Source organism: Clostridium sp. AM58-1XD (assembly GCF_003464085.1).
Classification (GTDB): domain Bacteria; phylum Bacillota; class Clostridia; order Lachnospirales; family Lachnospiraceae; genus Lachnoclostridium_A.
The window spans coordinates 12179-38469 of the sequence record NZ_QSDR01000030.1; the positions used below are offsets into that span (position 1 = coordinate 12179).

The window sequence follows — 26291 nt, forward strand, 5'->3', positions numbered from 1 at the left end:
CTATACAATATTCATATTTCATTGTAGGAGGATAAATCAATGGCAAGAAAAATGAAAACCATGGATGGAAACGAAGCTGCGGCTCATGCATCGTATGCGTTTACCGAAGTAGCGGCTATGTTTCCAATCACCCCTTCATCTGTTATGCCTGAGCATGTAGATGAATGGGCAACAGACGGAAGACTTAATATTTTCGGACGTCCTGTACAAATCACAGAATTACAGTCTGAAGCAGGTGCTGCAGGTGCTGTACACGGATCTTTGGCTGCTGGTGCACTGACCGCTACTTATACAGCTTCCCAGGGTCTGTTACTGATGATTCCAAACCTTTACAAAATTGCTGGTGAGCAGTTACCAGGCGTTATCAACGTATCTGCACGTGGACTGGCTACCCATGCATTATCTATTTTCGGCGATCACTCTGATGTTTATGCATGCCGTCAGACAGGCTGTGCTATGCTGTGCGAATCCAACGTACAGGAAGTTATGGACCTGACTGCAGTTGCACATCTTTCAGCAATCAAGGGAAAAGTTCCTTTCATCAGCTTCTTCGACGGCTTCCGTACATCTCACGAAATCCAGAAGATCGAAGCTTGGGATTATGATGATTTAAAGGAAATGGTAGACTGGGATGCAGTTGCTGCTTTCCGTAAGCAGGCTTTAAATCCAAATCACCCGGTTCAGAGAGGTTCTGCACAGAACCCTGATATCTTCATGCAGGCAAGAGAAGCTTGTAATCCATATTACAATGCTCTTCCGGCAATCGTTGAAGATTACATGAACAAAGTTAACGAGAAGATCGGAACAAACTACAAGCTGTTCAACTACTATGGAGCACCAGACGCAGAGCATGTTATCGTTGCTATGGGTTCTGCATGCGATACAATTGAAGAGACAATCGATTACTTAATGGCTAAGGGCGAGAAAGTCGGCGTCGTTAAGGTTCGTCTTTTCAGACCATTCGTTGGAGAGAAGCTGGTAGAAGCAATTCCTGAAACTGCTAAGATCGTTTCTGTATTAGACAGATCAAAAGAACCAGCGCTATCGGCGAGCCTCTGTACCTGGATGTAATCGCTGCATTCAAGGGAACAAAGTTCGAAACAATTCCTGTATTCTCAGGACGTTACGGCTTAGGCTCTAAGGATACGACACCGGCTCAGATCGTAGCTGTTTACAAAAACCGCGATAAGAAGAAATTTACAATCGGTATCATTGATGACGTTACAAACATGTCTCTGGATGCAGGCGCTCCGCTTGTTACAACACCAGAGGGAACGATTAACTGTAAGTCTGGGGCCTTGGTGCAGACGGTACTGTAGGCGCTAATAAGAACTCCATCAAGATCATTGGTGACAACACAGACATGTATGCTCAGGCATATTTTGACTATGACTCCAAGAAGTCCGGCGGCGTTACTATGTCCCACTTACGTTTTGGTCATTCCAAGATCAAATCAACTTACTTAATCAAGCAGGCAAACTTCGTAGCATGCCACAATCCTGCATATGTACGTAAGTACAACATGGTTCAGGAACTTGTTGACGGCGGTACATTCCTGCTGAACTGCCCATGGAACGCTGAAGAACTTGATCAGCACTTACCAGGACAGATGAAGAAATATATTGCAGATCACAACATCAAGTTCTACACCATCGACGGTGTTAAGATCGGTATCGAAACAGGCATGGGCCCGACACGTATCAACACAATCCTTCAGTCCGCATTCTTCAAGCTGGCTAAGATTATTCCGGAGGAGAAAGCAATTGACTTAATGAAGTCTGCTGCTCAGGCAACATACGGCCGTAAGGGTGAAGACGTTGTTAAGAAGAACTGGGCTGCTATCGACGCCGGCGCTAAGCAGGTTGTTGAAGTTCAGGTTCCGGAATCATGGAAGAGCTGCCCAGACGAGGGTCTTGACATGGTTCACATCGAAGAAGGCAGAAAAGACGTTGTTGACTTCGTTAACAATGTTCAGGCTAAGGTTAATGCTCAGGAGGGCTACTCCTTACCAGTATCTGCATTTAAAGATTACGTAGATGGTACAACACCGTCCGGATCTTCTGCATATGAGAAGCGTGGTATCGCAGTTAATGTTCCTGTATGGAATTCTGATAACTGTATCCAGTGTAACTTCTGTGCATATGTATGTCCGCACGCAGTTATCCGTCCTGTAGTTATGAACGAAGAAGAAGCAGCAGCAGCTCCGGCTGAGATGAAGAAGCTTCCTATGACAGGTATGCCAGGATACTACTTCTCTATGACAGTATCCGCACTTGACTGTACAGGCTGTGGTTCTTGTGCAAATGTCTGCCCAGGCAAGAAGGGTGAGAAGGCTCTTACCATGGATCGTCTCGCTAACCAGATGGGTGAGCAGCCAATCTTCGAATTTGGTTTAAATGTAGCTGAAAAGCCAGAAGTTCTTGCTAAGTTCAAACCAACAACTGTTAAAGGCAGCCAGTTCAAACAGCCTCTGTTTGAGTTCTCCGGCGCTTGTGCAGGCTGTGGTGAGACTCCATATGCAAAACTGATTACACAGTTATTCGGTGAGAGAATGTACATTGCAAACGCAACTGGATGTTCTTCAATCTGGGGCAACTCTTCACCATCCACACCATACACAGTTAACAAGAGAGGACAGGGTCCTGCATGGGATAACTCCTTATTCGAGGATAACGCAGAGTTTGGTTATGGTATGGTATTGGCAAACAACGCTTTAAGAGACTGGTTAAAAGATAAAGTAACAGCAGTTTATGAGTCTGACAAGTCTTCTGCAGAAGTTAAAGAAGCTTGCAAGGGCTGGCTGGATACATTCGCTGTTGGTTCTCTGAACGGAGAAGCTACAGACAAGTTAGTTGCAGCTCTGGAAGGCATTGACTGCCCGACATGCAAGGAAATTCTTGATAACAAAGACTTCCTCGCTAAGAAATCTCAGTGGATCTTCGGTGGTGACGGATGGGCTTACGATATCGGTTTCGGCGGACTTGACCATGTACTGGCAAGCGGACAGGATCTGAATATCATGGTATTCGATACAGAAGTTTACTCCAATACAGGTGGACAGGCTTCCAAGGCTACACAGACTGGTGCAGTTGCACAGTTTGCTGCTGGCGGTAAAGATATCAAGAAGAAAGACCTTGCTGGAATCGCTATGACATATGGCTATGTATACGTTGCTATGATCTCTATGGGTGCTGATTACAACCAGACCGTAAAAGCAATTGCAGAGGCAGAGGCTTATCCGGGACCATCCTTAATCATCGCTTACGCTCCATGTATCAACCATGGTATCAAGGTTGGTATGAGCAAGGCTCAGGATGAAGAGAAGAAGGCAGTTGAGACAGGCTACTGGCATATGTTCAGATTCAACCCGGCTCTTAAAGAACAGGGTAAGAATCCTTATACATTAGACAGCAAGACTCCAACAGGCGATTACAAAGACTTCTTAAAGGGCGAAGTTCGTTACACATCCTTAGCTCTTAAGAATCCTGGAAGAGCAGACGAACTGTTTGAGAAGGCAGCTCAGAATGCTAAGGAAAGATACAGACATCTGACAAGACTGGCAGACCTGTATAAAGTTGAAGACTAATTACTATCTTCGCAATACAGTAGATTTAAAAAAGGCTCGTTCCCCGCTTTGGCGGGGGACGGGCTTTTTTGCTTGCACGGATTTCCTCCGTTTGTTAAGAGAAGAATAATTATCGTTTTTCAGCCTCTCAGTATTATAAGAAAAAGGAGCCAATTTTAAATATATCAGGTAGTGACTGGAAAATAATGGATAATTGTTGAATTATTTATCTGTGATATACTGAAAAATAAATTGTTACTTTCAAATTGGTTTTCAAACAAGGGAGGATATCATCATGGACAGCTGCATAATAACGGAGACGATTTTGAATGATTACATGCATCATTTGGTAGAAGAAGAGAAAAGAAAACTGACAATAGAGAAATATATACGGGATTTAAGGACGTTTAATCGGTTCCTGAATGGAAGAGAGGTTACAAAAGAGATTGTGATCGAATATAAGGAAAGGCTGGCAGACTGCTATTCTGTAAGCACCGTAAATTCCATCCTGTCGGCGATCAACAGCTACCTGGATTTTACAGGATATCATCAATACAGAGTGAAACAGTTAAAACAGCAGAGAAATGTTTATTGTCCGGAAGAGAAGGACTTAACAAAGGAGGAGTACTTCCGCCTGATCAGGACGGCAAAAAAACTGAAGAGAGATCGTCTTGGGCTCGTTATACAGACGATTTGCAGCACTGGAATTCGTGTGAGCGAACTGTCTTACGTGACAGTAGACGCCGTACAGAAAGGAATTATACGCGTTGAGTGCAAAGGGAAATACCGTCAGGTCTTTTTGCCGCAGAAGCTGCGCCATCAGCTGTTTTTATACATAAAAGAGCAGGGTATTATTCAAGGAGAGGTATTTGTAACAAAAGGAGGGGCGAGTCTTGACAGGAGCAATATCTGGCGGCAGATGAAATCGCTCTGCAGGGAAGCAGGGGTAGCTGAAAGCAAAGTGTTTCCACATAATCTGCGCCATTTATTTGCCAAAACTTATTATACAATGGAAAAAGACATAGCAAAGCTTGCAGATCTTCTGGGACACAGCAATGTAAACACGACAAGAATTTATATTATGACATCAGGGGAAGAACATAAGAAACAGATTGAACAAATGAAGCTTGTTTTGTGAAATAGACATAATAACATAATGTTTATTATGTTGTATAGAATAGACTGATATTTTACGACATAATGTTTATTATGTTGTATGAAATAGGCTGATATTTCTAGAATTGACTTTATTTTTACAATTTCCTACATCATAACACCAAATATTGGATATTGCAAGGTTTAAACAAACGAAAATCATATCTCAGATTGCATTTTATTAAGTACTTTTTTCGCGTCACTGATTATTTCCAACAAATGTAACAACATAATAAACATTCTGTAGTGAAACATGGGCTGTTCTTTTCAGGAAAAAACGAAGGAGAACGGACGTTGAATGAAACAGCTGAAATTATCGACATTCATGCTCATATATTGCCTGGGCTTGATGACGGTGCCAGAGACATGCAGGAAACGAGGGCTATGCTCTTAAAGGCATATGCTCAAGGCATCAGAATCATAATTGCAACGCCTCACTATCATTACAGGAATCACCAAATACAGCCAGAGTCTATAAAAATCCTGACAGAAGAGGTTCAAAAAATCGCTGAGCAAATTGCCGACGACTTTAAGATTTATTCTGGTCAGGAAATTTTTTATGCCGAAAGTACTGTGGATCAGCTGGGAAACGGGGAAATTCTGACTATGGCAGGAACCAGATATGTATTGGTGGAATTTTCTTTAAGCGCTTCTTATAACCGAATTTACAGGGCAGTCAGAAAGCTTATAGGCGCCGGATACATTCCGATTCTTGCTCATATTGAACGTTACCGCAGCCTTAGGACAGAGGGCGCTGTCGAGGAACTTACAAAAGCCGGTGCGTGTATGCAGATGAATTATGGTAGCCTTATGGGATTCCGTCATCTGGCAGACAGAAGGTGGTGCAGAAAAATGATTTTAGAGGATCAAATTCACTTCCTGGGAACTGATATGCACAGGATGGATTACCGCCCTCCGAAGGTAACCGAGGGTATTGGCTGGCTTTACAGAAAAGTAGATCAGGGACAGGCCGACAGACTAGTATGGGGAAATCCTGTTTCCATGCTGGAAAACAAGTTTCTGAACTGACGAGTATACATAATAAAGGGAAAGGGTAAACAGAGAAGGATAAATTGAAATGAAAAGACCACATGAAGAAGAGAATGATGAGATTGAAATTGACTTAGGAGAATTGTTTTTTGAATTTAGAAAGCGGTGGTGGGTCATTTTGCTGCATTTTTAATTGGCGCCGTTTCCGTAGGTGCTTACAGCAAGCTGATCCTGACCCCTCAATTTACGTCCGAAGCCAAGTTATATGTACTTTCGAAGGAGACAACACTTGCTTCCCTGGCCGATCTTCAGATCGGCAGCCAGCTGACGCAGGACTATAAAGTTATGATTACAAGCCGGCCGGTTCTTCAGGATGTAATCGCTCATCTGGAACTGGATATGGACTACAAGGAACTGGAGAAAAAGCTGAAAATTGATAATCCAAACAATACCAGAATTCTGGCCCTGTCGATTGAGGACCCGGATCCATATATGGCGAAGGCAATTGTCGACGACGTAGCGTCTACTGCCTCTGATTACATAGGAGAGATCATGGAAATGATTCCTCCAAAACTCATTGAAGATGGAGAAGTAGCGACCGAAAAGACGAGTCCTAGAAATGGAAGAAACGCGGCAATCGGTGGTCTGATCGGACTGTTTCTCGTCTGCGGTGCAATTACGTTGCGGGTCGTTTTAAATGATACGGTTAAGACAGAAGAGGATGTACAGAAATACCTCGACCTGCCGGTGCTTGCAGTAGTTCCCGTGAGAACTGCAGATCGGGACAAAAGGTCGAAACAGAAGCGCAAGAGCGGGAACGTAAAAGCGGGCGGAAGAACAATAAGCAAAACAGGAAGCGGAAATAAAACAGGCAATGCAGATAAAATAGGCAGTACAAATAAAGCAGGCACATCCAGAAAGAAGTCAGGAGGAACAGAGACCGATGAATAATGAAATACGTCTGAACCGGTTAGAGGTAAAGGATTACCAGTATGAAGAAGCGATTAAGACGCTCCGTACCAACATACAATTTTCTGGCAGAAATTTAAAGGTGATTATGATGACGAGTTCTGTTCCAAATGAGGGGAAAAGCGAAACGTCGTTCAGCCTTGCATCCTCCCTTGCACAGCTGGACAAAAAGGTGCTTTTGGTCGATGCGGACATCCGTAAATCCGTTCTTGCATCCAGGTATCATTTGGGAAAAGCGGTTGACGGCCTCTCCCAGTATCTGAGCGGTCAGAAGAAGATGGAAGAAGTGGTGTATCAGACGAATATTCCGAACCTGAGCATGATATTTGCAGGTCCGTTCTGCCCAAATCCGGCGGAACTGCTGGAAGAAAACCTCATGGGAAACCTGATTAGCAGGGGAAGAGAATATTACGATTATGTGATTATCGATACGCCTCCTATGAGCAATCTGATCGACGGGGCGGTAATTTCCCAGCATTGTGACGGAGCAGTCATCGTGATAGAGAGCGGGGCAATCAGCTACCGTATTCTGCAGAAGGTAAAGACGCAGCTTTCAAAGAGCGGCTGTAGAATACTCGGTGTAGTGCTGAATAAGGTGAATATCCATGAGAGCGGATATTACCATTACTACGGCAAGTATGGAGAGTATTACTCCTATGGAAAAGAAGATTAAAATGACAAGGATGAAGAAAAGGGCAGTAATCGTCATTGGGATGATATTGACGGCAGTGCTTGCAGTCTGGTTTGTCAGAACGACAGTCAGCCTTTACGGTTCCAGAAAGGAAGCGGAACGGGCTGTGTCGGCCAGGAGAGAAACGGAAGAACTGTGGCTTGCAGAAAATAAGAAGGACGGAACGGTTGAGTACGGTGAAAAAAAATACAGACGAAATACAGCTGTGAGGGCGATCTTATGCATCGGTGTGGATACAGCCGGAAAAATGGAACAAAGCCAGGTGATCGGCTCAGCTGGACAGGCAGACGGAATTTTCCTCGTAGCACAGGACATGGCCAGGGATACGGTCAAAATACTGATGATTCCGAGAGATACGATGACAGATATTAACCTATATGATTTATCAGGAAACAGTCTGGGAAAAGATAAGCAGCATTTGACTCTTGCATTTGCATATGGTGATGGGCGGGAGAAGAGCTGTGAGCTTGTAAAGGAGGCAGTATCCGAACTGCTGGGAGGCCTGAAAATCGACGGATACATGGCCGTGAATACCAGTATGATCCCCATACTGAATGATGAAATTGGCGGAGTGGAGGTTACGATCGAAGAAAGCGGCATGGAAGCGAGAGACCCTGAAATGACAAAAGGGAAAACAATTACGCTGAATGGAAGCCAGGCTGAACTATTCGTGCGGTACCGGGATATTAATCAACCGCAGACGGCAATTGGCCGTATGAGCCGCCAGATGGTCTATATAGAAGCATTTATAAGTAAATCAAAAGAAACTGCTGCCAGGGATCAAAATCTGATTACACGCATGATGAATGATATCCAGGATCATATGATTACCAATATGGCAAAGGACCAATACATGGATATGGGACTGGCCGTATTAAACAGCAGGCAGAGTGTGGGAAACAGCGATTTCATCATGCTGCCGGGCGAGGGCGTAGAAACAGAATTATTTGACGAATACCATCCGGATATAGAAGCTTCAAAACAGATTGTTCTGGACCTGTTTTATAAGGAAATCAGATGACAGTAATCAGCAGAAATGCTGTTTATTGATAAAAGGCGGAAAGCCAAAAGGAAAGGAAAGGTGAAGTAACATGAAAAAGAGATGTGCAGGGATTATGCTGGCAATGGCGCTTGTGGCCTCACAGTCATTCTGCGTACTGGCAGCAGGGAGTATCCAGGGTGGATCATCAGGTTCAGGCGGACATGCTTCGAATAGTTCCTCATCCAGCTCCAGCAGTTCAACAAGCTCTACGAGCAATTCATCGGCAAGCCAGGGACCTACAGGCTTTGTGACGGGCGGCAGTAATGCATCCAACAGCGCAACAGTAGGCGATAAGAGTCTCAGTTTCGCAACAGGAGAAGCTGCAACAGCAGGACTACCGGCTGCAGCTGTAGAAGCGATTAATGCCATTAACAAAGGCACGGAACTGGCTTCAGCAGTAAGCGGCGTTGACGTGAGCGGCTATGCGGCTTTGACGGAAACACAGGCAGTAGTTGTTAAGGATGCTGCTACACAGAATGTGGCAACAGGTGAAGTACAGGTTACACTGTATGTTGCAAATCTCGTAGAGAATCTGAATGATGTTCAGCTTTTATTCTACGATAATGTAACTGGACAGTGGAAAGTGATTCAGCCGATAAAGGTTGATTTCGCAACGAAACAGCTGACAGTAAATATCAGCGGTTCCGGTACTTATACGGTAATTTACAAGAAGTAATTTGTGCAGTTGGCAAAGGTTTACTGAGGGCGGCCGCAAGGCCGTTCTCAGATAACTGCTTAATGTTAAGCTTGAATTTTTAAGAATGGATGATGAACCTCTGGCTAAAATTTACAGGATAGTTCTGTCAGGGATCGCATGAATAAGAATGATTAAGATTCTAACTGTATATATCTGCAGTTGAACTTTTTAGATATATAAATTATGAAACAGAGTAAGTCAAATAAATAATGGGGAGAACAGTTATGAGTACAAATGAGAACAGAATTAATGTGACTAGGTCATCTATGCCTCCTTTTGAGGAATATATGGCCGAGCTGAAACCTGTATGGGACAGCAGATGGCTGTCCAACCGCGGCGCAGCATCGATCAAATTTGAGGAAATGCTGAAGTCCTATCTGGATACTGAGAACCTGTACCTTTTTGCAAATGGTCATGTGGCCCTGGAAGTCGCATTGAATGCTCTATATTTGAAAGGTGAAGTGATCACGACTGCGTATACACATTGCAGCACGATTCATGCCATCGTCAGAAATGGGCTGACCCCTGTGTTCTGCGACATTAAAGAGGATGACTATACCCTGAATGCAGACCTGATTGAAGAAAAAATCACTGAAAATACGGTGGCTATTGTTGCAACCCACGTATATGGTTTCCTGTGTGATGATGAGGCGTTCAGTAAAATCGCCAAAAAGCATAATTTATTCGTGATCTATGATGCAGCTCATGCATTTGGCGTTACTAAGGGAGGAATCAGTGCTGCCAATTTTGGTGATGCCGCTATGTTCAGTACTCACGCAACAAAGGTATTCCACACCATAGAAGGGGGAATTATCAGCTATAAGGATAAGGAACTGTTCAAGGCTATGTCGAAGATTGTCAACTTTGGATACACTTCCCAGGAAGATATTGACTATATAGGTACAAATGCCAGAATGAATGAATTTGAAGCAGTCGCCGGTATCTGTAATCTGAAATATATTGAAGAAGAGATTGCCAAGCGTAAAACAGCAGCTAATCGATATTATGAGAGACTGTCCGGTAAAAAAGGGATTATTTTGAACAGAATTCCTGCTGATCTGAAGTGGAACTATGCTTATTTTCCGGTGGTATTCGATGGTTTTAAGAACCGTAACCAGATTAAGGCGGAGCTGGAACAGCATAATATCTATGCCCGTAAGTATTTCTATCCGATCGTCAATAGGGCGGCCTGCTATGCCGATACATATGGCAGTGTGGATCTGCCCGTATCAGCCCATATTGCAGATCATGTGCTGACACTTCCGATGTATGCAGACCTGACCGTTGAAGACGTAGATCGAATCTGTGACATAATTCTTAACTGATTACATAGAAGATATGAGGAAATATTATGGGAAAAATAAAAGTGACCAAATGTACGATCGAAGGGCTGTATGTGATTGAACCTGTTGTTTTTGAAGACAAGAGGGGATATTTCTTCGAGGTTTATAACCAAAACGATATGCATGAAGCCGGACTGGGTATGACATTTGTCCAGGAAAATACATCTAAGTCTATAAAGGGTGTGCTGCGCGGGCTTCATTTTCAGAAGCAATATCCGCAGGGTAAGCTGGCAAGAGTGCTGGAAGGTGCAGTGTTTGATGTTGCAGTGGATTTGAGAAGAAATAGTAAGACCTATGGAAAATGGTACGGTGTTGAGCTTTCAGCAGAGAACAAAAAACAGTTCTATATTCCAGAGGGATTCGCTCACGGTTTGCTCACACTTACAGAAGAAGCGGTGTTCTGTTACAAGTGTACTGACTTTTACCATCCGGGAGACGAAGGCGGCGTGGCCTGGAACGATCCGGAGATCGGTGTGGAGTGGCCGTATGTCACTGGAAAATATGCTGGTACGGCCTCTGCTAAGGGGTATTGCTTAGACGGTACGGAGCTTATTCTTAGTGATAAAGACCAGAAGTGGCTTGGACTCAAAAGTACGTTTGTGTTTTAAATTACAGACTACAGGGGAGAAAGGCATGGAGAATAGAAAGAGAAGAACCATCATTTCGTATAACGCCCTTAGAGGCGTATGTGCACTGGGAATTTTCTGCCACCATAATTCATATCTGGCAGATGCAGGCAGTCTTTTCTGGCAGCAGCTCTATAACTGTTTTTTGAAATATGGATCCCGCTGTACATCGTTTTTCTTCATTATGTCTGGTTTCCTTCTGGCTTACACATGGAGGGATATGCCCTTTAAAGATTATATTAGAGGAAAACTGAAACGATTGTATCCCCTGGCCTTATTTGTGTTTATCCTGGCGGTAGGGTGTTCATTTATTTTAAATGACGAAGTAAACGGAAGTATGGTAATAGGAAGTCCGATTTGGTTAGGAAGCATCATATTGAATCTGCTGCTTTTGAAGGCATTTGTTCCGATTGAAGAGGTGTTTTATTCCTTCCATGGTCCATCTTGGTACATTTCCGTACTCTTTGCGTTCTATGTGATCGGATACTTTGTTGTAGGAAAGATAAAGCGTGCCCAGTTAAATGATAAATACGCAAATAAGAGAAGCAGTGAATACCGCCATATTCTTCGGGGACTTAGAAGGGCTATATTGTTGATTTATCTGATACAGCTGACGATTTGTATGATTGTTGATGTGAAAGGAATTTTAGAATACAGACTATATTTGACCTATGTAAATCCATATTTTCGCATTTTGGGTGAGGGAATGCTTGGGGTACTGCTTTGCGAAAGCATGCCGGAAATACAGAAAAGGATCAGTACATGGAATAAAAGTGTGCTTGAAACGGTTGCTTTCATAGTGCTGACCGTGTGGTTCCCGATAAATTACTTCATTTCCAGTTCTGTATGGAGTGCATGGATCTGGTCCATTCCATTTGTATTAGTAATGATTGCATTTAACAGCGATATGGGTATTATTTCCAAATGTATGAAAGGCAGAGGATGGCAGTTTCTGGGGGATATCTCCTTTGAATTATATATGACGCATGCCTTTGTGTACGAAGGATTGCCAGTTATAGCCGGAATTGTCAGTAAGAGCCTGAAAAACTGGCTTATTTATCACACAGGTACAAGATTTTTGAGTACACTTCTGTTGAGTATTGTTTTTGCATGGTGTGTGAATGCTGGTATCAGGGTGATTATGCGGAACAAGTTTTCAAAGAAGTGTCTTAGCTGCTAGGAGGAATGAGAGGATGGAGCTAGAGAAAAGGCTGAGACAGACCGATCCCAATTAACAAAATACATGCGCTGGCAGATAGCCGATTGGTTAGCAGAAGATCGATTACCGGCAATTAATGCAAAATTGGAGGGAGTATATTTAAGACAAAATTTATACTCGAAATACATAAAGCGTTTGCTTGATATAGTGGTTTCTTTGACTGCATTAATTGTTACATTACCGATCAATTTTGTTATTGGCATCATTACGTTTTTTGATGTGGGCAGGCCTATCTTCTTTTCACAAGAGAGAATAGGAAAAGATGGCAGGCCCTTCACGATCGTGAAGTTCAGAAATATGCGCAATACAATGAATGAAAACGGGGAATTATTGCCAGCCAGTCAGAGAGTCACAAAATGGGGAACATTTGTCCGGAGAACGTCGTTGGATGAATTATTAAATTTCTGGTCTGTACTCAAAGGAGACATGAGCCTGATAGGTCCAAGACCGTTGGTACCGCAATATTTGGAAAGATATAGTAATAGACATAAAATGCGCCTTGCCGTCAGACCAGGTTTGGAATGCCCGCCGCGTGGCCGGTTGGATCATGTTCTCACCTGGCAGGATCAATTTGAAAACGATGTATGGTATGTGGAGAATATAAGCTTTTTGACTGATTGCAAATTAGCAATCAATTTAGTGAGGTTTGCGTTTGACAGAAAGAACTCTGCTGCAAGAGCTGGCGCTAAGCGCGGAACTTTTATGGGATATGACGAAAACGCAGTTGTAATTAATTACGAGCAGGTTCCACAAGAGTACATTGAACGTGCTTTTCATGAATTTATAATGGAGAAAAAAGTCGGATGAAAATGAAGGGCATTTATATTTAGATGAAAGAAGGTATAAATGATGAAAAAGATTCTTTTGCTGGGCGGGTCACGATACCTTCTGCCGGTTATCAGGGCAGCACATGAACTTGGCTATTATGCGATCACCTGTGATTATCTGCCGGATAATGTAGCGCACAAATTTTCTGATGAATATCATAATGTGAGTATTATAGACAAGGAAGCAGTTTTAAATCTTGCAGTTGAATTAAAGGTAGACGGCATTATGTCATTTGCCTGCGATCCAGGAGTTGTAGTTGCAGCTTATGTGGCTGAACATCTGGGATTGCCTACCCATCCTTATGAGTCAGTTAGGATTATGCAGAATAAGGCGCTATTTCGGGAGTTTTTAACAGATCATGGCTTTCATGTCCCAAAGGCTAAGGGATATACATGCGTCGATGAGGCTCTCAAAGATGCCGGTTGGTATGACTGGCCGGTCATTATTAAGCCTACTGATTCGGCAGGAGCAAAGGGGTCACCAGAGTCGACGACCCAAAGAAGCTGAAGGAAAGTATCGAATATGCGTTGAGCTATTCTTTTACAGGAGAATTTATCATTGAGGAATTCATCGAAAAAAATGGGGATTCTTCTGATACGGAATGTTTTAGTGTAAATGGAGAGTTGGTATTTGCCTCCTTTAACAATCAGAAATTTGATGTAAATGCCGATAACCCTTATGCGCCGTGCGCGTTTACATGGCCTTGCGAAATGAGCCAGGATAGCCAGGATTTATTGCGGTCAGAACTGCAGAGGTTGATGAGGCTCTTAAAATTAAATACTTCCATTTATAATGTAGAAACCAGGGAGGGAACGAATGGGAAGCCTTATATTATGGAATGTACGCCAAGAGGCGGAGGGAACCGTTTGGCAGAAGTTTTGGAATTCGCCACAGGGACAGAATTGATTAAAAACGCTGTTCGGGCCGCTGTCGGTGATCCGGTCGGACCTATGACCGATCCGGTTTATGATGGATACTGGGCGGAAATTATATTGCACAGCGAAAAAGACGGCGTGTTTAAAGAACTGATTGCTGACAATTCTGTAAAGGATCATCTTTACCAGACAGATTTATGGGTGGAACCGGGGGATGAGGTACATAAATTTTCAGCGGCTAATTTCTCAATCGGGACATTAGTTTTGCGATTTGATGATAAAAATGAGATGAATGATCTTGTGAATCATATTTATGAGCATGTAAAAGTTGTGGTCAATTAATTCTGTTATGGAGATGGGAATATGCCGGGTAGGTATCAAGGAAAGAAATTACTGATTTTAGGAAATAGTATCAGTTCCATAGATATTATAAAATATGCTCAATCGGAAGGAGCGTATGTCTATGTAATAGACTATATTCCTCCTGAGCGTTCGGAGGCAAAACAGGTCGCAAATGAACATGCGATGATAAGCACCGTCGATATTGACGAAGTGTGCCGTTATGCTGAAAAAAATGGGATAGATGGCATCTTTTGCGGAGTGAGCGAAATTAATCTTGCGGCGGTGCGGGAAGCCGCTGAGCGTCTGAAGCTGCCATGTTATCATACGAAAGAGCAGTGGGAGATATTCCAGAATAAAGCTGAATTTAAAAAACTTTGTACCAGATTTGGCCTGTTAACGCCAAAGGAATATTCATACAGCGATTGCCTGGAACAAAACAAATCGATCGGAATTTCCTATCCTTTGATCGTAAAACCGTCAGATTGTTCTGCAAGTATTGGAGTACATATATGCAATGACATCCGGGAATTAAAAAGCGGATACAAGGATGCGATGGAGAAATCACCCTCTGATTCGGTGATTATTGAGGAATATCTCATTGGAAAAGAATTTTCAGCTACGATGTTTGCAATCGATGGTGAGTATGGATTCAGCGCACTGTGTACAAAGTCATTGAACAAAACCCAAAAAGATTTATTGCCCCTTGCAGATGCCTCCATTTACCCGGCAAAGGAAACAAAAATATATCTTGATACTGAAATGCCTAAGATATCCGCAATGTTCCGTTCTATTGGGTATTGTAATGGAGCCTTTTTTCTTCAGGGGATGTTTGCAAATGGAAAATTTTATTTCTTTGAATGTGGTTTAAGGCTGGGAGGCGGTGCGGTATACCGGTTTGTGTCAAAAATCAATAAATTTAACGATATGGAATTGATGACACAATATGCATTGACCGGGAAGATGGATTTGTATAGTCTCGATATGCTTGATGCCAACCTGAGGGGAAAGCGCGCATGTATTTTATTTATACTCAGTAAAGGCGGAACTATTGGAAGGATAGAAGGTGTAAATCGAGTCCTTGCAGATGAGAGAGTGGTATATATCGATGTCAGGCACAAGGCCGGCGATACGATACCGAGAAACGGTACTTTACAACAGAGGCAATTTATTTGTTACTGTGTGTGCGATTCAGAGGCTGAATTGACGGACACAATCAAGTTTGTACAAGACGCTTTGAAGGTTTTTGATACAGACGGAAAAAATATGTTATATCCTGATTTTGAAGTGAAACGCATTATGCAAGAAAATAATAAATAAGGAAGACAGTAAAATGAATTATACGGATACTTTTCTGGATAATCTGGAAAGATTTTCAGAGAAAACGATACCTGAACATGTTGCCGTTAAGGTCAGACAGCTGATTCTCGATTATCTGGGAGTTACGATTGCTGGAGCTGCGAGCACGAAAGATAAGACGAGCGCAATACTGAATGCAGCTATTGATATAGAAGGCGTCAGCCCGCTGATTGGGTTGAATAAAACAGTAAATATTGAAAAAGCATTATTGATTAACGGCCTTAACGCACATGCCCTTGACTTCGATGATGGAACAAATACGGGAATTATTCACCTTGGTTCCCCAATATTTACAGCGCTGCTTCCATTATTACGCCATAAGAAAATTCCGGTGACAGAGTTTTTGAAAGCAGTCGTTATGGGCTATGAGACTTCGTTTACCATGGCAATTACGATACAGCCGGAACATAAAGAGCGCGGTTATCATGCCACCGGCACGTGTGGAACGATAGGAGTTGCTATGGCAATTGCGTATCTGTTGAAATTTAATAAGAGACAGAAAAAGGACGGATTTTCGGCGGCTGCTCTGGCTGCTTCTGGCAGCCTGAAAGCGCTTGAGGACGGATCGGACTATAAGCCGTATAATGTGGCGAAAGCAGCTTTGAATGGATATTACTCTTCTCTGCTGGGCTATAGCGGATATCGTGCTCCGGATGATGTATTGGAGGGATTCCAGGGATTTATAAAACAGATGACAGGTTTGGATGAGGTGGAAATAAAAGCGCCTCTTTATCTGGATACATATGCCGTGGAAAAGGCTTACATTAAGCCATTTGCGGCCTGCAGATACTGCCATCCTGCGATTGGCGCTATGATTGATATAAAGAATGAATATAAACTGATTCCGGCGGATGTTCAGAAAATTGTCGTACGTACATATAAATGGGCGGTCAAAAAACATGACCATACGGAAATCATGGGGATTACGTCGGCAAAGATGAGTATTCCATACAGCGCCGCCGTCGCTTTCATCTATGGAAAAGCCGGCATGAGGGAATTTGATAACGAAATTATTCAAACACAAGAGGTCAGGGAACTGACAAAGAAAGTCGAGGTCTATGAGGATGAGACTATGACGGCAGCTTTTCCAAAGGTTACGACAGCTCTTTGTGAAGTTTACACGAAAAATGGAAACTGCTATACAAAACAAGTCGATTTTCCTAAGGGCGAACCTGAAAATCCTTTAACAGAAGAGGAAGTAGAAGATAAATTCCGGATGCTGACGCGGTATGCCGGTATGCCGGAGGAACGAATCCAACAGATCATTGATATCTGTTCCGATTTTGAGCATAGATATATGGAACTTTTCGATGTTATTTAAGGAGGGGTGACTTTGAATAAACAAATAAATCTGATACTGGGAACGATGACGTTCGGGGAGCAATTGTTTGAAGATGACGTGAGCGAAATCGTGAAAAATTTTCTGGATTCCGGTTACCGTGAAATCGATACGGCTTATGTTTATAACGAAGGCAGAAGCGAAGAATTAATCGGTATGTGCTTGAAGCAGCTGGGTCCGGATAAAGTAAAGATAGCTACAAAGGCGAATCCGAGGGCTACAGGAAGGCTGGACGGCGATGCGGTGCGTTTACAATTCATGAAATCCCTGGAACGCATGGGCGTTGATTCTGTGGATATTCTGTATCTGCATTTTCCTGACCGGAACACGCCGATAGAATCCGCATTAGAAGCTTGTGACGAATTCCATAAACAAGGGAAATTGAAAGAACTGGGACTCAGTAATTTCCCGGCATGGCTGGTATCTTATGTGTATCACATTTGTAAAGAACGTGAATGGGTTCTGCCAACGGTTTATGAAGGCCTTTACAACCCCCTGAGCAGGAAAGCTGAGAACGAGCTGAACGAAGCGTTAAATGCCTATCACATTCGATTCCATGCTTACAATCCTCTGGCGGGTGGGATGCTTACAAATAAATACGGCAGTTTTGCAGACGGTCCAACAAAGGGCAGATTTACTTACCGTCCAAATTATCAAAACCGTTACTGGAAACAGTCTTATTTTGATGGCATCGGTCTGGTGAAAGAGGCCTGTAGGAAAGAAGACGTTGATATTGCCGCCGCGGCTTACCGCTGGATGGCTTACCATTCCATGTTAAGCGGGGAGCGGGGAGACGGATTGATTGCGGGATTTTCCAGAATGAGCCAGCTTCAGCAGAATCTTGCGGCATTACAGCAGGGACCGCTTCCTGAACGTATTCTGTCCGCATTCTCAGAAGCATGGAAACTTTGCAAACACGATGCGCCTGAATATTTCAAATACTACCAAGGCTGAGAGAGGATTCGATATGGTTATAGAACAATTCTTTGATTCATTAAAAAGAAATAATGTTTCCTTTTTTACAGGCGTTCCGGATTCTTACCTGAACGGGTTCTGTAATTATCTAAAGTTACATTATTCTGTACAGGATCATGTGATTACTGCAAACGAGGGGAACGCTGTCGCGTTAGCGGCAGGATACTATCTGAGTACGGGAAAGATTCCTCTCGTATATATGCAGAATTCCGGAATGGGGAATTCCTTTAATCCATTGGTATCTTTAGCTGATAAGCATGTGTATTCAATCCCTATGATATTGCTGATCGGCTGGCGGGGAGAACCAGGAACTGAGGATGCCGAGAGGGAGCAGCATACGATGCAGGGAGACTGACGAAGCGTCTGCTGGATGATATGGAGATTCCTTATCGCGTTCTTTCGGATAACACGGCGAATACAGATATTACCTGGGCCGCGGCATATGCAGGAGAAAACAGAATTCCGACTGCGCTGCTTGCTCCGAACGGCGTCTTAACTGAAAAAAAGAAAAACGAACCGGATAATCGTTATCCGCTGAGCCGTGAAGAAGCGATCAGTATTGTATTGCGTTCTTTACCAGAGAATACGTTATATGCGGCGACCACAGGAAGAGCGACGCGGGAATTGTTTTGCCAAAGGGAACTTTGGAGAGAGGGACATGAACGGGATTTCCTTAATATTGGTTCTATGGGACATGCATCCTCTGTGGCAATGGGACTGGCATTAGGCAATTTAAAGCGCAGAGTCGTCTGCCTGGACGGCGACGCCGCTGCGATTATGCACATGGGATCAATGACAACAGTCAGCAAATTAAATCTCCCTAATTTTATCCATATCGTATTAAATAACGGAGAACATGAGTCCGTAGGTGGGCAGCCGTCTGCGGGGCATTTAATCAACTTTACGGAAATTGCGGAAAGCTGCGGATATTATACGGTCGGACATGCTGTGGAAAATGCAGAGGATTTGACGGAAGCAATAAAAAAATGCATGGAATGCGGGAGGGCATCTTTTATAGATATGCGGATTCACAGTGGTATTCGCAGCGATTTGAAATCGATTCATCTTAAAAGCCACCAACTGATAGAGAAATTACAGAAAGAATTGAGGTAAACGTGTATGGAAAAAACAAGGGAATTTTTAAAGTCAATCGGTCTGCCGAGAGGAGATGCTTACGACCTTCCTACCTCTGAAAAACGATTTTCGGACGGCGCGCAGTACCGCTTTGAAGTTCCGGGAATCCAGGGACCAAAAGTGATGGAAACCCTTCTGGAAACCATGGATCAGTACGGTATTCCGCTGCATCGCGTCACTCAGACAAAAGGGATTATGATGTTAACGGATAATGAAATCATGGAGATGGTGAGACTTGCAGCGCAGGCTGAAACCGATCTGATTCTGGCAATCGGACCGAGAGCGACGACGGATACGAGCGCTTCTGTTCATACGGAAGAAGGAGTACGAATGGGATACCGCCTTCGTGGACAGGAGCAGATCGTCCGTGCGATCGAGGATGTAAAACGCGCGGCTTCCCTCGGCTGCAAGTCCTTCCTTGTCTATGATGAAGGATGCCTTTGGGTGCTCAATGAAATGAAGAAGGCAGGCGAGATTCCGGCAGATTCTCATTTTAAAATTTCCGCCCACGCGGGACATGGAAATCCCTGCTCCGCAAAGGTGCTGGAAATGCTGGGGGCAAGCTCCATTAATCCTGTGCGTGATATCCAGCTTCCGATGCTGGCGGCGATGCGTCAGGCAATTGATATTCCCATCGATATTCATACGGAGAATCCAAAGTCTACGGGCGGATTTATCCGTCACTATGAAGTGCCTGAGATGATCCGGGTAGCGGCGCCGATTTACTTAAAAACAGGAGGGTCTGTTGCGGCGACTCACAGTTGGGACAGTACGGAGAGAGATGCGAGGCAGCGGGCAAAACAGGTTTCCCTTGTTAAGAGGATGATTGACAACTATTATCCGGAGGCCGTTGGCTCCAAGAAAGGGACGATAAGATAAGTATGAAACATCATAAATATAACCCGGATTTTAAATTCGTAGTGGAACCGGAGAACTTTTCAAAATACTCTGATAAGGAAATTTTGCAGTATTGTCTTGGAGCTACGATGTATATGCCGGGAACAAAAGATTTTACGCAGAAAATACTAAATCGCGAAATACCAGGTCTTACGTCTATGGTATTTTGTTTCGAGGATGCCTGTCCGGAGGGAAAGGTGGAAGAGGCGGAGAAAAACGTCATTCATGTGCTGGACGTGCTCAGCACGGCTTTAGATGACGGATCATTAACTTATGATGATCTGCCGCTTATTTTCTGCCGTGTCAGAAGCCAGGAACAATTTATCAGGTTTGCTAAGCAGCTGACGCCTCATCATGTGAAGGCATTGACCGGCATCAATTTTCCGAAGTTTAATGCGCATAACGGAAATGTCTATATGTTTTATTTAAAGCAGTTAAACGAAAAATTCGGAGAAATTCTCTATGGTATGCCGATTATCGAAGATCCAGAGGTGGCCTTTAAAGAAACCAGAATGACCGAACTGATGGGAATCAAAGAGATTCTCGACAAGTATAAGGACATTGTTCTTCAAGTCCGTGTCGGCGCCACCGACTTCTCGTCCTGTTTTGGCGCAAGGCGCGGCGTGGATTACTCCATTTATGACATTCTTACGGTACGGGAAATCCTGACGGATATTATCAACGTGTTCGGGAGAAACAACGACTATGTCATTTCCGGTCCTGTCTGGGAGTATTTCCGCGTTAGCAAGCAGATGATGTTCGATCAACTGCCAAGTCACGATATTGAAGACTGCCTGCTCAAGAGAATTCCAATTGTGAATAATGAGGTAGACGGTTTGTTGAGAGAAGTGGTCCTTGACAAAGCGAATGGTTTTGTTGGAAGAACGGTCATACATCCGACTCATATTAAATACGTCAATGCAATGCAGGCTGTTACGAAGGAAGAGTATCAGGATGCAGTCAATATCCTGGGAAGTGAAACAGGCGGCGTATTTAAAGGTGAGAGCGGAAATAAAATGAACGAAGTAAAGCCACACACAAACTGGGCCAAAAAGATTTACATGCGGTCCCGTGCATTTGGCGTGATTGAAAATGAAAACAGTTTTATCCAGCTGTTCTCTCCAAAAGGAGAATAAGAAGGAGAGATAAAGATGAAAAGAATAACGACTCCGATCAGCGAAGAAACAGCAAGAGAGCTTCAGGTCGGCGATCAGATTTTAATTTCAGGTTACATATACTGCGGCAGGGACGCCGTGCTCCCCAGGGTCTGCGCATTCATTGAGTCCGGTGAAATTGAAAATATAGGAATCTGCCTGCAGGGCGGTGTGATTTTCCATACGGCGGTCAGCCCTGCCGGAGTTGGTCCGACTTCCAGCAATAAGCCGGAGATTGAAGGCAGTTTTGAAGGGCTTTCAAAAGCAGGTGTGAAAATCCATCTCGGTAAGGGTGAAATCAGCAGGGACACCATCCGTATGCTGGAAGCGGAAAATGCTGTTTATGCCGTTATTCCGCCAGTGACAGCATTGCTTGGTAATAATACATTGGAACAAAGACTGGCAGCCTTTCCGGAATTAGGGATGGAAGCTCTTTACGAACTAAAAGTCGTGGACTATCCGGCAATTATTGCCGCCGCTCATAACAGGAGCATTTATTGATGGAGGGAATTATGGGGTACGATCAGGAAATTGTAGAAAAAGTATGCGATACCCTTGTCAGGGCCGGTTCAACATTTTTACCAGATAAAAAGAAGGCATATGAGAAGGCAATTAAGAATGAGACAAACGCCCAGGCAAAGTGGGTCCTGGAGACCGTGCTGGAAAATGCGGAGGTGGCGGAAAGGAACTGCAGCCCTCTTTGTGACGATACGGGTATCCCCCATGTGATTGTAGAGGCGGGCCCCAATGCCGTTGTAACAGGCAGGGTCCTTGAGTCCATAAAAGAGGGGATTCGGAAAGGATTGAAAACCTTCCGGGAAGACCAATGGCCGTAAAGGGAAATGACGCACAGCGCATCGCTCAGTCGGAGGGGATGTTTGGTAAGCCGGATATGCTGGAGGCGGCGCCGATTCTGATCCGCAGTACAGATCAGGAGGTTCTTCGTGTTCACGTATTGATGTTTGGCGGAGGTCCTGCGATCCGGGCCAATACACATAGAGTGTTTCATAAGCACCAAGTGAGCACGGTTATCGATCAGATCGTAGATTGGGCAAAAGAATCCACGGCGAAGCTGGGCTGTTCCCCGTGCACGCTGGCAGTCGGCGTAGGGCGTTCCCATTATGAGGCGGCTTCTATGATGGTGGAGGCGCTGGTAGACGGCACTTATGAGAATCAGTCTGAAATGGAAAGGGAAATTACACGCAGGGTGAATGAATCACATGTTGGCGCGCTGGGGCTTGGCGGTGATACAACCGTACTCGCTACATTTATGAAAGTCGGCCCCCAGAGGGCCAGCGGGGTGAGAATCGTCTGTGTGAGGCCGTGCTGCTGTTTTGAACCTAGAATTGCGAGCGTGGAGTTATCAAATGGATAGAAAATGGACGCTTTGTATAAATAAAAAGAATATACCGATCTCTGTATTAATGCTGGTATGCACAAATAAGTGGTTGTTTGAAGGCGTTTTACAGATGAAATTTTTAACGGTTATTCTGTTGGGAACGGTGTTGTTAATTACGCTTTTACAAAAGAGATTTCACATCTGTCTGACATCCGGAATCTGGCTGCTGTATTGTTTTAATATTCTGTTAAGTGTTACAATCAGCGGATTTTCTTTCAGCGCATGGGGCAATGCGATACTTATGGTTGAAATTGTCCTCTTTACTATGACATGCAGCTATACGGAGCTTAATTTCAATAAGATATTTCGTCTGTTAGTCATAATCGCCGCATTTCATACTTTTTTTGTTCTTCTGCAGCTGGCGGCAGAAGAAAGTTTTCAATCCCTTTATTTTCCGATATTACCTACCGGAGCGAAAGAAAACGCAATGCGTTACAGCAGATTAGGTTATAATTTCGGACTTTTATACAGTCCCCATGAAGTAGCAGGAATCTTATCCTTTTCCATAGCGGGGCTGCTGTTGTGGCGTGTGATTGAAAGAAAAGGCAAGGTGAAAAATTATTTTCTTGTGATTATTCTGTCGGTCACCCTGTTTTTAGTCGGAAAAAAAGGGGTCCTTGGTCTTGCAGTTCTGTCTTTTATTATATGTGTTTTAATTTTGTACGGTTCAAGAAAACAATGGCACAGGGCCATATTTACAGTCGCGGCTGCTTATCTAATGTTTCAAATGGCGAAATACTATATTATGACCCATCCAGATAATACTGTGTTTTATAGAATGTATCAGTTTTTTGATAACCTGAATAAAGGAAAGGCAGTCGATTCCGGAAGAAATATTTTATATGCAATTGCTGTTTCAGAATGGAATTCGCATAAATTATTCGGGATTGGGTGGTATCATTTTGTCTCTAAAACGGTGACGGATTATGGTTATAATTCATGGCATCAAGTTAATCTGGATTATCTTCAATGGCTGTGCGAGACGGGGATAATTGGCTTGATTTTGAATTTGATTCCATTGGTAACTACCCTGTATCAAGCTGTTTTTATAAGCAGAAAAGTGATTAGGAGGGAAGATAACGAACAGGAAAAATGGATGATTATATTTGCCGTTTTTATTCAGCTATTTACGGCTGCATATGCCTTTATTGAAGTGCCGTTTTATGATATTTACTTCTTTTCCATGTATATGATATCCTGTATGATTATTAATGGGGTGTATGCCGACCGAAAAAAATATAAGAATTGGTAAGGCCGGTCCCGCTGGGACCGACGGGTAATAAAAAGGATTGGATGTAGAAATGAACAGACAAAAAGCACTTGTTAAAAATACGATTATTTTAGCAGTAGGGACATTTTTTCCTAAGTTTGCTATTTTTATTACGCTGCCGATTCTGACCGCATACATGACACAGGCAGAGTATGGTACATATGATCTCGTAATTACACTTGTGGCACTGTTGCTGCCGGCGGCGACATTGCAGATACAATCGGCTGCATTCCGTTTTTTGATCGATACACAAAAAGATGAGGTAGAAAAAAAGTCGATTGTCAGCAATATATATGGTTTTATTATTCCGGTATCTGTGGTGGTGCTGATGATTCTATTTCTTTTATTAAGGAGCCAGCCGGCTGAGATCCGGTTAGGAATCTGCGCTTATTTTTTATTCGATATTATAGCGAATGCCAATCGCCAAATAGTCAGGGGATTGTCAAAGAACCAAGATTATACGATCAGCGCCTGCATAAGTTCAGCCGGCCAGATTCTTTTAATCATTATTCTGGTCCTCGGGCTTAAAACCGGACTGCTGGGGGGAGTTATCGCGCTTGCGTGTGCGGAATTTCTGTCGGCTGTATTTCTGTTTTTTAAAAGTGGAATTTACAGATATTTGGACATGAATGCAATCAGCCGGGTAAAGCTGAAATCATTATTAAGCTATTCATGGCCTATGGTGCCAAATAGTTTATCCCAATGGGTGATGAATGTTTCAGATCGCATGATTATCACTTTGTTTATGGGAGTTGCGGCGAATGCCATATATGCAGTCGCATATAAAATCCCTTCTATATTAAATTTCGCCCAGATGACCTTTAATATGGCATGGCAGGAGAATGCTTCAATCGTATCAAAGGATGAGGACGCCGCCGCTTATTATTCTGCAATGTTTGAGGTATTGTTTAATATTGTTGCCGGATTCTTGGCTGTTTTAATAGGAATCACACCAATCCTATTTAAAATTTTAGTCAGAGGAAATTATAAAGCCGCTTATAATCAAATACCAATCCTTTATATGGGTATGCTGTTCTTTGCGTTATCATCGTTCTGGGGCGGTATTTTTGTAGCGTATAAGAAAACGAAAATAGTTGGAACGACTACTGTTTGTGCTGCGGCTATAAACTTGGCAATCGATCTGTTAACGATACGGAGAATCGGAATATATGCCGCTTCCATATCCACGTTAGCCAGCTATATTGTACTGTGCATATTCCGCATAATCGGAGTGCAGAAGCTAATAAAGCTTCATTACAACGTCAGACACATCGCTGCAGTTTTGTGCGTATTGATTCTGCTCTGTATATCATGCGCCCAACAGCGGTTTATTTTAGATGTTATTAATTTTGCAGCAGGAACAGCCGCAGCCTGCTTCTTAAATTCAGGTATTATTAAAATTTTGTTCCGAAAAGTTCTCAATGTGACCTCGTCACCGACACAATAAAACATTTCGCATATACTGACTAAAAAGAACAGTCAGGAGTGTGGAAGATGAATCGTCTTGTACAGAATCAGAATACAGATATCAGGAAAAAAAGTAGGGCATCCGTTGATAAAACAGGCTGCGTGGCCTGTGGCTGCTGCGTGAAATACTGTCCTAGAGAGGCGATCCGGGTCGTATCAGGAATATATGCAGAGGTGGATACGGACCGGTGTGTCGGCTGCGGACTCTGTGCCAGGGCATGTCCCGCCTCTACGATTTCGATTTATACGGTTTCCAGTGCGAATGGAGGGAGTACAGCGGCAGATCAGGAGGGGAAAATGGATGAAAAATAGGAAAAAACACTGGTACGAATACCTTTGGATTGCGTCTCTTATATATCTTGTACTTGGATTTGTGAATATCCTCTTTGCATGGGCAGGATTAATCTGTTTTTTCGTTCCGTTGATGTTTGCCGTCGTGAAAGGGAATAAGCATTACTGCAACCGTTATTGTGGAAGAGGGCAGCTGCTGGAAGTGCTGGGTAACAGGCTTGGCCTGTCAAGAAAAAAAGATATACCTGCTTTTGTTAAGAGCAGATGGTTTCGATATGGTTTCTTGGCATTCTTTCTGATAATGTTTGTAAATATGCTCTTCACTACATATCTCGTGTCTGCTGGTCAGTCCAATATGAGAGCTGTTGTGAAGGTGCTTTGGACCATCAGGTTTCCATGGGATTTTGCCTATCATGGTACGGTGATTGCACCATGGGTTGCTCAGTTCGCATTTGGATTCTATAGTGTTATGCTGACGTCTACAATACTTGGTTTGCTTACCATGATTCTCTTCAAACCGCGTTCCTGGTGCGTCTACTGTCCGATGGGAACCATGACCCAGGGAATCTGCATGTTAAAACACAGGGGAACACGAGAATAAATATAGCCAAATCCTTTCCGATGTAATATAATTTCGTTAAAGCAGGCATGATATCTGCTATGGGAT

Annotated in this window: 24 protein-coding genes and 2 pseudogenes; all 26 read left to right on the plus strand. The window is 43.4% G+C overall.

What is annotated here, in order from left to right; translation table 11 throughout:
• Positions 1-39: 39 nt before the first annotated feature.
• Positions 40-3586 (plus strand): annotated as a pseudogene (nifJ, locus tag DXA13_RS16380) (pyruvate:ferredoxin (flavodoxin) oxidoreductase).
• A 274-nt stretch (positions 3587-3860) separates the two neighbouring features.
• On the plus strand, positions 3861-4703 hold the full coding sequence (locus DXA13_RS16385) for a tyrosine-type recombinase/integrase (protein ID WP_118246064.1): 843 nt from the start codon (positions 3861-3863) through the stop codon (positions 4701-4703).
• A gap of 311 nt (positions 4704-5014) precedes the next feature.
• Positions 5015-5749, plus strand: coding sequence for a CpsB/CapC family capsule biosynthesis tyrosine phosphatase (locus DXA13_RS16390; RefSeq protein ID WP_118246066.1), 735 nt, complete (start codon positions 5015-5017; stop codon positions 5747-5749).
• Between the two features lie 129 nt (positions 5750-5878).
• Positions 5879-6661: a Wzz/FepE/Etk N-terminal domain-containing protein gene (locus DXA13_RS16395; RefSeq protein ID WP_347559897.1), complete on the plus strand. Its 783-nt coding sequence runs from the start codon at positions 5879-5881 to the stop codon at positions 6659-6661.
• Positions 6654-7352, plus strand: coding sequence for a CpsD/CapB family tyrosine-protein kinase (locus DXA13_RS16400; protein WP_118246068.1), 699 nt, complete (start codon positions 6654-6656; stop codon positions 7350-7352). Before DXA13_RS16395 ends, DXA13_RS16400 begins: the two co-directional genes overlap by 8 nt.
• Positions 7285-8391 carry an LCP family protein gene (locus tag DXA13_RS16405; RefSeq protein WP_243009191.1) on the plus strand — a complete coding sequence of 369 codons (1107 nt, stop codon included), beginning with the start codon at positions 7285-7287 and terminating at the stop codon, positions 8389-8391. The genes DXA13_RS16400 and DXA13_RS16405 overlap by 68 nt, the downstream gene beginning before the upstream one ends.
• 70 nt (positions 8392-8461) lie before the next feature.
• Complete coding sequence (locus tag DXA13_RS16410; protein ID WP_118246072.1) at positions 8462-9088, plus strand: hypothetical protein; 627 nt, start codon at positions 8462-8464, stop codon at positions 9086-9088.
• 245 nt (positions 9089-9333) lie between these two features.
• Positions 9334-10434: a DegT/DnrJ/EryC1/StrS family aminotransferase gene (locus DXA13_RS16415; protein WP_118246074.1), complete on the plus strand. Its 1101-nt coding sequence runs from the start codon at positions 9334-9336 to the stop codon at positions 10432-10434.
• A 26-nt stretch (positions 10435-10460) separates the two neighbouring features.
• Entirely contained in the window at positions 10461-11060 is a 600-nt protein-coding gene (rfbC, locus tag DXA13_RS16420) for a dTDP-4-dehydrorhamnose 3,5-epimerase (protein WP_118246076.1), read from the plus strand.
• 25 nt (positions 11061-11085) lie between these two features.
• The gene (locus DXA13_RS16425) at positions 11086-12258 is read left to right on the plus strand and encodes an acyltransferase (protein WP_118246078.1); all 1173 of its coding nucleotides are present in this window, start codon (positions 11086-11088) and stop codon (positions 12256-12258) included.
• A 63-nt stretch (positions 12259-12321) separates the two neighbouring features.
• Positions 12322-13104, plus strand: a complete 783-nt coding sequence (locus DXA13_RS16430) for a sugar transferase (RefSeq protein WP_118246080.1) — start codon at positions 12322-12324, stop codon at positions 13102-13104.
• A 39-nt stretch (positions 13105-13143) separates the two neighbouring features.
• The gene (locus DXA13_RS21295) at positions 13144-13632 is read left to right on the plus strand and encodes a hypothetical protein (RefSeq protein WP_207662181.1); all 489 of its coding nucleotides are present in this window, start codon (positions 13144-13146) and stop codon (positions 13630-13632) included.
• Between the two features lie 20 nt (positions 13633-13652).
• Positions 13653-14342, plus strand: a complete 690-nt coding sequence (locus DXA13_RS21300) for a hypothetical protein (RefSeq protein WP_207662182.1) — start codon at positions 13653-13655, stop codon at positions 14340-14342.
• 183 nt (positions 14343-14525) lie between these two features.
• On the plus strand, positions 14526-15659 hold the full coding sequence (locus tag DXA13_RS16440) for an ATP-grasp domain-containing protein (RefSeq protein ID WP_243009195.1): 1134 nt from the start codon (positions 14526-14528) through the stop codon (positions 15657-15659).
• A gap of 13 nt (positions 15660-15672) precedes the next feature.
• On the plus strand, positions 15673-17019 hold the full coding sequence (locus tag DXA13_RS16445) for an MmgE/PrpD family protein (protein WP_118246084.1): 1347 nt from the start codon (positions 15673-15675) through the stop codon (positions 17017-17019).
• A 12-nt stretch (positions 17020-17031) separates the two neighbouring features.
• A complete protein-coding gene (locus DXA13_RS16450) occupies positions 17032-17991 on the plus strand; it encodes an aldo/keto reductase (RefSeq protein WP_207662183.1) in 960 nt (319 codons plus the stop codon).
• 13 nt (positions 17992-18004) lie between these two features.
• Complete coding sequence (locus DXA13_RS22045) at positions 18005-18367, plus strand: thiamine pyrophosphate-binding protein (RefSeq protein WP_243009192.1); 363 nt, start codon at positions 18005-18007, stop codon at positions 18365-18367.
• Between the two features lie 20 nt (positions 18368-18387).
• The gene (locus tag DXA13_RS16455; protein WP_243009193.1) at positions 18388-19125 is read left to right on the plus strand and encodes a thiamine pyrophosphate-dependent enzyme; all 738 of its coding nucleotides are present in this window, start codon (positions 18388-18390) and stop codon (positions 19123-19125) included.
• Between the two features lie 6 nt (positions 19126-19131).
• Positions 19132-20025 carry a peptidase gene (locus DXA13_RS16460; protein ID WP_118246086.1) on the plus strand — a complete coding sequence of 298 codons (894 nt, stop codon included), beginning with the start codon at positions 19132-19134 and terminating at the stop codon, positions 20023-20025.
• Between the two features lie 2 nt (positions 20026-20027).
• Entirely contained in the window at positions 20028-21179 is a 1152-nt protein-coding gene (locus DXA13_RS16465; RefSeq protein WP_118246088.1) for an HpcH/HpaI aldolase/citrate lyase family protein, read from the plus strand.
• Between the two features lie 15 nt (positions 21180-21194).
• Complete coding sequence (locus DXA13_RS16470) at positions 21195-21698, plus strand: fumarate hydratase C-terminal domain-containing protein (RefSeq protein ID WP_118246090.1); 504 nt, start codon at positions 21195-21197, stop codon at positions 21696-21698.
• Between the two features lie 11 nt (positions 21699-21709).
• Positions 21710-22572, plus strand: a pseudogene (locus DXA13_RS16475) (fumarate hydratase).
• Positions 22573-22666: 94 nt separating this feature from the next.
• Complete coding sequence (locus DXA13_RS16480) at positions 22667-23848, plus strand: O-antigen ligase family protein (protein WP_147348046.1); 1182 nt, start codon at positions 22667-22669, stop codon at positions 23846-23848.
• A 49-nt stretch (positions 23849-23897) separates the two neighbouring features.
• Entirely contained in the window at positions 23898-25313 is a 1416-nt protein-coding gene (locus DXA13_RS16485) for an oligosaccharide flippase family protein (protein ID WP_118246094.1), read from the plus strand.
• 47 nt (positions 25314-25360) lie between these two features.
• Complete coding sequence (locus DXA13_RS16490) at positions 25361-25645, plus strand: 4Fe-4S binding protein (protein WP_118246096.1); 285 nt, start codon at positions 25361-25363, stop codon at positions 25643-25645.
• Positions 25635-26225, plus strand: coding sequence for a 4Fe-4S binding protein (locus DXA13_RS16495; protein ID WP_118246098.1), 591 nt, complete (start codon positions 25635-25637; stop codon positions 26223-26225). Before DXA13_RS16490 ends, DXA13_RS16495 begins: the two co-directional genes overlap by 11 nt.
• The last annotated feature ends 66 nt before the right edge of the window (positions 26226-26291 follow it).

Bases quoted from the DNA above. Each gene is read 5' to 3' on its own strand.
- DXA13_RS16385 (WP_118246064.1), top strand. From the start codon at position 3,861: ATGGACAGCTGCATAATAACGGAGACGATTTTGAATGATTACATGCAT.
- DXA13_RS16400 (WP_118246068.1), top strand. From the start codon at position 6,654: ATGAATAATGAAATACGTCTGAACCGGTTAGAGGTAAAGGATTACCAG.
- DXA13_RS16405 (WP_243009191.1), top strand. From the start codon at position 7,285: ATGAGAGCGGATATTACCATTACTACGGCAAGTATGGAGAGTATTACT.
- DXA13_RS16410 (WP_118246072.1), top strand. From the start codon at position 8,462: ATGAAAAAGAGATGTGCAGGGATTATGCTGGCAATGGCGCTTGTGGCC.
- DXA13_RS16415 (WP_118246074.1), top strand. From the start codon at position 9,334: ATGAGTACAAATGAGAACAGAATTAATGTGACTAGGTCATCTATGCCT.
- rfbC (WP_118246076.1), top strand. From the start codon at position 10,461: ATGGGAAAAATAAAAGTGACCAAATGTACGATCGAAGGGCTGTATGTG.
- DXA13_RS16425 (WP_118246078.1), top strand. From the start codon at position 11,086: ATGGAGAATAGAAAGAGAAGAACCATCATTTCGTATAACGCCCTTAGA.
- DXA13_RS16430 (WP_118246080.1), top strand. From the start codon at position 12,322: ATGCGCTGGCAGATAGCCGATTGGTTAGCAGAAGATCGATTACCGGCA.
- DXA13_RS21295 (WP_207662181.1), top strand. From the start codon at position 13,144: ATGATGAAAAAGATTCTTTTGCTGGGCGGGTCACGATACCTTCTGCCG.
- DXA13_RS16440 (WP_243009195.1), top strand. From the start codon at position 14,526: ATGATAAGCACCGTCGATATTGACGAAGTGTGCCGTTATGCTGAAAAA.
- DXA13_RS16445 (WP_118246084.1), top strand. From the start codon at position 15,673: ATGAATTATACGGATACTTTTCTGGATAATCTGGAAAGATTTTCAGAG.
- DXA13_RS22045 (WP_243009192.1), top strand. From the start codon at position 18,005: ATGGTTATAGAACAATTCTTTGATTCATTAAAAAGAAATAATGTTTCC.
- DXA13_RS16455 (WP_243009193.1), top strand. From the start codon at position 18,388: ATGGAGATTCCTTATCGCGTTCTTTCGGATAACACGGCGAATACAGAT.
- DXA13_RS16460 (WP_118246086.1), top strand. From the start codon at position 19,132: ATGGAAAAAACAAGGGAATTTTTAAAGTCAATCGGTCTGCCGAGAGGA.
- DXA13_RS16465 (WP_118246088.1), top strand. From the start codon at position 20,028: ATGAAACATCATAAATATAACCCGGATTTTAAATTCGTAGTGGAACCG.
- DXA13_RS16470 (WP_118246090.1), top strand. From the start codon at position 21,195: ATGAAAAGAATAACGACTCCGATCAGCGAAGAAACAGCAAGAGAGCTT.
- DXA13_RS16480 (WP_147348046.1), top strand. From the start codon at position 22,667: ATGAAATTTTTAACGGTTATTCTGTTGGGAACGGTGTTGTTAATTACG.
- DXA13_RS16485 (WP_118246094.1), top strand. From the start codon at position 23,898: ATGAACAGACAAAAAGCACTTGTTAAAAATACGATTATTTTAGCAGTA.
- DXA13_RS16490 (WP_118246096.1), top strand. From the start codon at position 25,361: ATGAATCGTCTTGTACAGAATCAGAATACAGATATCAGGAAAAAAAGT.
- DXA13_RS16495 (WP_118246098.1), top strand. From the start codon at position 25,635: ATGAAAAATAGGAAAAAACACTGGTACGAATACCTTTGGATTGCGTCT.